The sequence below is a fragment of the Pseudomonas sp. FW305-25 genome, assembly GCF_017351415.1.
In the GTDB taxonomy this organism is placed as follows: domain Bacteria; phylum Pseudomonadota; class Gammaproteobacteria; order Pseudomonadales; family Pseudomonadaceae; genus Aquipseudomonas; species Aquipseudomonas chlororaphis.
The window spans coordinates 60,223-66,880 of sequence record NZ_JACNDE010000039.1 but is presented as its reverse complement, the minus strand read 5'-3'; the positions used below and the strand labels follow the sequence as shown (position 1 = coordinate 66,880).

At 63.6% G+C, this 6,658-nt stretch carries 6 protein-coding genes; 4 read left to right on the top strand and 2 right to left on the bottom strand.

All coding sequences use genetic code 11. The features are described from left to right. On the bottom strand, positions 1-671 hold a 671-nt coding region (rpiA, locus tag J4E58_RS26900), incomplete at its 3' end, for a ribose-5-phosphate isomerase RpiA (protein WP_087092479.1). A gap of 286 nt (positions 672-957) precedes the next feature. Between rpiA and ilvA the strand changes: the two genes are divergently transcribed. Together ilvA and J4E58_RS26890 are read left to right on the top strand one after the other, a co-directional pair. Beyond that, positions 958-2,472, top strand: coding sequence for a threonine ammonia-lyase, biosynthetic (gene ilvA, locus J4E58_RS26895; protein WP_087092478.1), 1,515 nt, complete (start codon positions 958-960; stop codon positions 2,470-2,472). A gap of 40 nt (positions 2,473-2,512) precedes the next feature. Continuing rightward, positions 2,513-2,941: a DUF2269 family protein gene (locus J4E58_RS26890; RefSeq protein ID WP_087092477.1), complete on the top strand. Its 429-nt coding sequence runs from the start codon at positions 2,513-2,515 to the stop codon at positions 2,939-2,941. Positions 2,942-2,991: 50 nt separating this feature from the next. On the opposite strand, the gene J4E58_RS26885 is transcribed toward J4E58_RS26890, so the two are convergent. Beyond that, on the bottom strand, positions 2,992-3,648 hold the full coding sequence (locus tag J4E58_RS26885; protein WP_087092476.1) for an HAD family phosphatase: 657 nt from the start codon (positions 3,646-3,648) through the stop codon (positions 2,992-2,994). Positions 3,649-3,791: 143 nt separating this feature from the next. On the opposite strand from J4E58_RS26885, the gene J4E58_RS26880 reads away from it, so the two are divergent. After that, positions 3,792-4,271, top strand: coding sequence for an RNA pyrophosphohydrolase (locus J4E58_RS26880; RefSeq protein WP_007927344.1), 480 nt, complete (start codon positions 3,792-3,794; stop codon positions 4,269-4,271). Positions 4,272-4,293: 22 nt separating this feature from the next. After that, positions 4,294-6,573, top strand: coding sequence for a phosphoenolpyruvate--protein phosphotransferase (gene ptsP / locus J4E58_RS26875; protein WP_007927345.1), 2,280 nt, complete (start codon positions 4,294-4,296; stop codon positions 6,571-6,573). Positions 6,574-6,658: the final 85 nt, after the last annotated feature.

Sequence of the window (6,658 nt, the reverse complement as noted above, 5' to 3'; positions counted from 1 at the left end):
CAGGCGGTGAGGGTCTTCACGCCGTCGCTGGTGCCCAGCAGCAGCACGTCGGCCGGGCGGGCGGCGAACAGGCCGTTGGTGACCACGCCGACAATCGCGTTGATCTGCGCTTCCAGCTCCACCGGATTAGTGATCTGCATGTTGTGCACGTCAAGAATGATGTTGCCGTTGTCGGTGATCACGCCTTCGCGGTAGACCGGGTCGCCACCGAGCTTCACCAGCTCGCGGGCCACGTGGCTGCGGGCCATGGGGATCACTTCCACCGGCAGGGGGAAGGCGCCCAGCACCGGCACCAGCTTGCTGGCGTCGGCGATGCAGATAAAGGTCTTGGCTACCGCCGCGACGATTTTCTCGCGGGTCAGGGCCGCGCCGCCGCCCTTGATCAGGTTCAGGTGTTCGTCGCTTTCGTCGGCGCCGTCGATGTAGAACTCCAGGTCGCTGACGGTGTTCAGTTCGTACACCGGGATGCCGTGGCCCTTGAGGCGCGCCGCGGTGGCTTCGGAGCTGGCGACCGCGCCGTCGAAGGCGGCCTTGTGCTGGGCCAGGGCGTCGATGAAGCAGTTGGCGGTGGAGCCGGTGCCGACCCCGACGATGCTCTTGTCATCGAGTTTCGGCAGGATGAGGTCGACGGCAGCCTGGGCCACGGCCTGTTTGAGTTGATCCTGGGTCATGCGGGCTCCGGAAGCGGGCAAGGGGGGAACGGAAAGGCCGGCATTATAGGCCGGTGTCCTGAGCAGGTCATTGCCCGTTTGGCGAACCGCTTTTTGTAGCCGCTGCCGAAGGCTGCGATCGACCGTCAGGTCGTGACAGACGAGAGTGGCCGGAGGACCTGCAGACCTATCGCAGCCACCGGCAGGGGGTAGGGGGCTTTTAAAACCTCTGGATTCGTGTGGTCGCCCGGGTAAACGCTGGGTTAGACTCGCTGGCCCTGCCCAACCCGCTCAGTGATGCTTTCCGATGCTCGAACAGTACGTCAAAAAGATCCTCACCTCGCGCGTTTACGACGTTGCCGTAGAAACCCCGTTGCAGACTGCCCGCCAGCTCTCCGAGCGGCTGGGCAATCAGATCTGGCTCAAGCGCGAAGACTTGCAGCCGGTGTTCTCGTTCAAGATTCGCGGCGCCTACAACAAGCTGACCCAGCTCAGCGATGCCGAGCGCGCCCGTGGCGTGGTCACCGCCTCGGCCGGCAACCATGCCCAGGGCCTGGCCCTGGCGGCCAAGGTGCTGGGGGTGAAGGCGACCATCGTGATGCCCAAGACCACCCCGGAGATCAAGGTCGAAGGCGTGCGCTCGCGCGGCGGCAAAGTGGTGCTGCACGGCGATACTTTCCCGGAAGCCCTGGCCTACTCGCTGAAGCTGGTGGACGAAAAAGGCTACGTCTATATCCACCCGTACGACGATCCGCACACCATTGCCGGGCAGGGCACCGTGGCGATGGAAATTTTGCGCCAGCATCCGGGGCGCCTGGACGCGATCTTCGTGCCGGTCGGTGGTGGCGGCCTGATTGCCGGAATCGCGGCCTACGTCAAATACCTGCGGCCGGAAACCAGGATCATCGGCGTCGAGCCGGACGACTCCAACTGCCTGCAAGCGGCCATGGCCGCCGGCGAACGCGTGGTGCTGCCGACCGTGGGCATCTTCGCCGACGGTGTCGCGGTGGCGCAGATCGGCCAGCACACCTTCGATATCTGCAAGGACTACGTGGATGAGGTGATCACCGTCAGCACCGACGAGATCTGCGCGGCGATCAAGGACATCTACGACGACACCCGCTCCATCACCGAGCCGGCTGGCGCCCTGGGCGTGGCCGGGATCAAGAAGTACGTCGAGCAGCGCGGCGTCAGCGGGCAGACCCTGGTGGCCATCGATTCCGGCGCCAACGTCAACTTCGACCGCCTGCGCCATGTCGCCGAGCGCGCCGAGCTGGGCGAGGGCCGCGAGGCCATCATCGCCGTGACCATTCCGGAGAAGCCGGGCAGCTTCAAGGCCTTCTGCGAAGCGATCGGCAAGCGCCAGATCACCGAATTCAACTACCGCTACAACACCGGTAGCGAAGCGCACATCTTCGTGGGTGTGCAGACCCACCCGGAAAACGATCCGCGTAGCGCGCTGATCGCCAGCCTGTCCGAACAGGGCTTCCCGGTGACCGACCTGACCGACAACGAACTGGCCAAGTTGCATATCCGTCATATGGTCGGCGGGCATGCGGCGCGGGTCAGTGATGAAGTGGTGTTCCGCTTCGAGTTCCCGGAACGCCCGGGCGCGCTGTTCAACTTCCTCAACAAGCTCGGCGGGCGCTGGAACATCTCGATGTTCCACTACCGCAACCATGGCGCGGCCGATGGCCGGGTGGTCGCCGGCCTGCAAGTACCGGCGAGCGAACGCCATCTGGTACCGGCGGCGCTGGCGCAGATCGGTTACCCGTACTGGGACGAGAGTGATAACCCGGCGTACCAGCTGTTCCTCGGCTGAACGGCTACGCTGGTGGGCAAGGCCTCAAGGAGTTAATGACATGGAAACGCTGACCGTCCTCAAAACCGTCCATATCCTGGCCACCGTGTTGCTGCTGGGCAGCGCTCTGGGGCTGGCGATCTGGGTCTGGCGCGCTCGTAGCAAGGGTGACGCAAGCATCTACAGCCGGCTGTTGCGCCGGCCGCTGGTGTTCGTCTGGCTGTTGCTGGTGATCTGCCTGGCCAGCCTGCCGTTCAGTGGCTGGTGGCTGGTGCATCTGCTGGGCTGGTCGCTGGGGCAGACCTGGATCCTGGCCTCCAGCGTGATCTACACCGTGGGTGCCCTGAGCTGTTTCTGGCTGCTGGCGCGGCTCAACCGCGTGCGGATCGCCTCGGGAGTAGGAAGTCCGAAGTTCACCCTGGCGCTGGCGGTGTTCAGCTTCGTGTGTTTCTTCGCCATTGCCGGGTTGATGGGCGCCAAGCCTGTTTGACGGCCTGATCGCGAGCTTGCTCCTATAGGGGCGAGCTCGCGCTAGCTTTCTCAGTCGCGCAGGCTGATCACCGGCCAGCCACGCTGCTGGGCCAGGGCCCGCAGGTTCGGGTCCGGGTCCACGGCGATCGGGTTCGCCACCAGATCCAGCAACGGCAAGTCATTCATCGAATCGCTATAGAAGTAGCTGTCTTCCAGACTGTGGCCGGTTTCCTCGAGCCAGCGCGTCAGGCGGGTGACCTTGCCTTCGCGAAAGCACGGGACGTCGATGCTGCGCCCGGTGTAGCGGCCGTCCTGCATCTCGCACTCGGTGGCGATCAGGGTTTCCACGCCCAGGCGCTCGGCGATCGGCGCGGTGACGAAGCGGTTGGTGGCGGTGATGATCACCAGCTTGTCGCCGGCGGCCTTGTGCTTGGCCAGCAATTGCGCAGCCTTGGGCAGCAGCAGCGGCTCGATGCAGTCGCGCATGTAGTCGCGGTGCCATTGGTCGAGCACGTCCATCTCGGTGCGGCCGAGAACCTCCAGGCAGAAGTTCAGGTACGCGGCCTGGTCGAGCTTGCCGGCCAGGTAGTCCTGGTAGAACTCGTCGTTGCGGGCCTTGTAGGTGACGGCGTCGAGGAAGCCTCGTTCGCACAGGTAATCGCCCCAGGCGTGGTCACTGTCGCCGCCCAGAAGGGTGTTGTCCAAGTCGAATAAAGCCAGGCGCATCACGGTTACTCGCTGATAAGTCTGAAAAAAGGCGATCAGAATACGGTCTTTTCACAAGAGTGCACATAAGGTAGGAAGCCTCGTTGCTGCTTTCACAACCTTTGTGGAACAATGCGGCGACATGCGTTTGCGAGGTTGTTGCCGTGATCGACCCCGATGGTTTCCGCCCCAATGTCGGGATCATTCTGACGAATGATGCCGGCCAGGTGCTATGGGCTCGCCGTATCAATCAAGATGCCTGGCAGTTTCCGCAAGGGGGGATCAACCCCGAAGAGACGCCGGAAGACGCTTTGTACCGCGAGTTGAACGAAGAAGTAGGCCTGGAACGCGAAGATGTGCAAATTCTCGCCTGCACCCGGGGCTGGTTGCGCTATCGTTTGCCGCAACGCCTGGTCCGTACCCACAGCCAACCGCTGTGCATCGGCCAGAAGCAGAAATGGTTTCTCCTGCGCCTGATCTCCAACGAGCAGCGGGTGCGGATGGATTTGACCGGTAAACCGGAGTTCGATGGCTGGCGCTGGGTCAGTTATTGGTATCCGTTGGGCCAGGTGGTGACATTCAAGCGCGAGGTTTACCGCCGCGCTCTCAAAGAGCTTGCCCCGCGCCTTCTAGCGCGCGACTGACGACGGAGTTCGACCCCGAGCCATGCTCAATACGCTGCGCAAGATCGTCCAGGAAGTTAACTCCGCCAAGGATCTCAAGGCGGCGTTGGGGATTATTGTGTTGCGCGTCAAAGAGGCCATGGGCAGCCAGGTCTGCTCGGTCTATCTGCTGGATCCGGAGACCAACCGTTTTGTCCTGATGGCCACCGAGGGCTTGAACAAGCGCTCAATCGGCAAGGTCAGCATGGCACCCAACGAAGGTCTGGTCGGCCTGGTCGGTACGCGCGAAGAACCGCTGAACCTCGAAAACGCCGCCGATCACCCGCGTTATCGCTACTTCGCCGAGACTGGCGAGGAGCGTTATGCCTCCTTCCTCGGTGCACCGATCATTCACCACCGCCGGGTCGTCGGCGTCCTGGTCATCCAGCAAAAGGAGCGTCGTCAGTTCGACGAGGGCGAAGAAGCCTTCCTGGTGACCATGAGCGCCCAGCTGGCGGGGGTTATCGCCCACGCCGAAGCCACCGGTTCGATCCGTGGCCTGGGCCGCCAGGGCAAGGGCATCCAGGAAGCCAAGTTCGTCGGCGTGCCCGGCTCGCCTGGCGCGGCGGTCGGTACCGCGGTGGTCATGCTGCCGCCCGCCGACCTGGACGTGGTGCCTGACAAGAGCATTACCGATATCGACGCCGAGCTGGCGTTGTTCAAGACCGCCATCGAAGGCGTGCGCGCCGACATGCGCACCCTCTCGGAAAAACTCGCCACCCAGCTGCGTCCCGAAGAGCGGGCGCTGTTCGACGTCTACCTGATGATGCTCGACGATGCCTCCCTGGGCAGCGAAGTGACCACCGTGATCAAGACCGGCCAATGGGCCCAGGGCGCGTTGCGCCAGGTGGTCACCGATCACGTCAACCGTTTCGAACTGATGGACGATGCCTACCTGCGCGAGCGGGCGTCGGACGTCAAGGACCTGGGCCGGCGCCTGCTGGCCTACCTGCAGGAAGAGCGCCAGCAGACTCTGGTCTATCCCGACAACACCATCCTGGTCAGCGAAGAACTGACGCCGGCCATGCTCGGCGAGGTGCCGGAAGGCAAGCTGGTCGGCCTGGTCTCGGTATTGGGTTCGGGCAACTCCCACGTGGCGATCCTGGCCCGGGCCATGGGCATTCCGACAGTGATGGGCCTGGTCGATCTGCCGTACTCGAAAGTCGACGGCATCCAGATGATCGTCGACGGCTACCACGGCGAGGTCTACACCAACCCCAGCGACGTGCTGCGCAAGCAGTTCGCCGATGTGGTCGAAGAAGAGCGGCAACTGGCCCAGGGCCTGGATGCGCTGCGTGATCTGCCATGCGTGACGCTGGACGGCCACCGCATGCCACTGTGGGTCAACACCGGCCTGCTGGCGGACGTGGCGCGGGCGCAGAAGCGTGGCGCGGAGGGCGTGGGCCTGTACCGCACCGAAGTGCCGTTCATGATCAACCAACGCTTCCCGAGCGAAAAGGAGCAGCTGGCGATCTATCGCGAGCAACTTTCCGCCTTCCACCCGCAACCGGTGACGATGCGCAGCCTGGACATCGGCGGCGACAAGTCACTGTCGTATTTCCCGATCAAGGAAGACAACCCCTTCCTCGGCTGGCGCGGCATTCGCGTCACCCTCGACCATCCCGAGATTTTTCTCGTCCAGACCCGCGCCATGCTCAAGGCCAGCGAAGGCCTGAACAACCTGCGCATTCTCCTGCCGATGATTTCCGGCACCCATGAGCTGGAAGAAGCATTGCACCTGATCCACCGCGCCTGGGGCGAAGTGCGCGACGAAGGCACCGACGTGCCGATGCCGCCGATCGGGGTGATGATCGAGATCCCGGCCGCGGTGTACCAGACCAAGGAGCTGGCGCGCCAGGTGGACTTCCTGTCGGTCGGTTCCAACGACCTGACCCAGTACCTGCTGGCCGTGGACCGCAACAACCCGCGGGTGGCGGACCTCTACGACTACCTGCATCCGGCGGTGCTGCAAGCCTTGCAGACCGTGGTGCGCGACGCCCATGCCGAAGGCAAGCCGGTGAGTATCTGCGGCGAGATGGCCGGCGATCCGGCGGCGGCGGTGCTGCTGATGGCGATGGGCTTCGACAGCCTGTCGATGAACGCCACCAACCTGCCGAAAGTGAAGTGGATGCTGCGTCAGATCAATCTCAGCAAGGCCAGGGAACTGCTGGCCGAACTGATGACCATCGACAACCCGCAAGTTATCCACAGCTCGCTGCAACTGGCGCTGAAGAACCTGGGACTGGCGCGGATGATCAATCCGGCGTCGGCCAAGACCCTTTAAAGGCGATCGCGAGCAGGCTCGCTCCTACAGAGACGCTGCCAAACCCTGTAGGAGCAGCCGGTCGACGCCCGATTGCTCGCGATAG

What these genes read in the sequence shown, in the direction of transcription:
- ilvA (WP_087092478.1), top strand. Translation starts at nt 958, where the DNA reads ATGCTCGAACAGTACGTCAAAAAGATCCTCACCTCGCGCGTTTACGAC.
- J4E58_RS26890 (WP_087092477.1), top strand. Translation starts at nt 2,513, where the DNA reads ATGGAAACGCTGACCGTCCTCAAAACCGTCCATATCCTGGCCACCGTG.
- J4E58_RS26885 (WP_087092476.1), bottom strand. Translation starts at nt 3,648, where the DNA reads ATGCGCCTGGCTTTATTCGACTTGGACAACACCCTTCTGGGCGGCGAC.
- ptsP (WP_007927345.1), top strand. Translation starts at nt 4,294, where the DNA reads ATGCTCAATACGCTGCGCAAGATCGTCCAGGAAGTTAACTCCGCCAAG.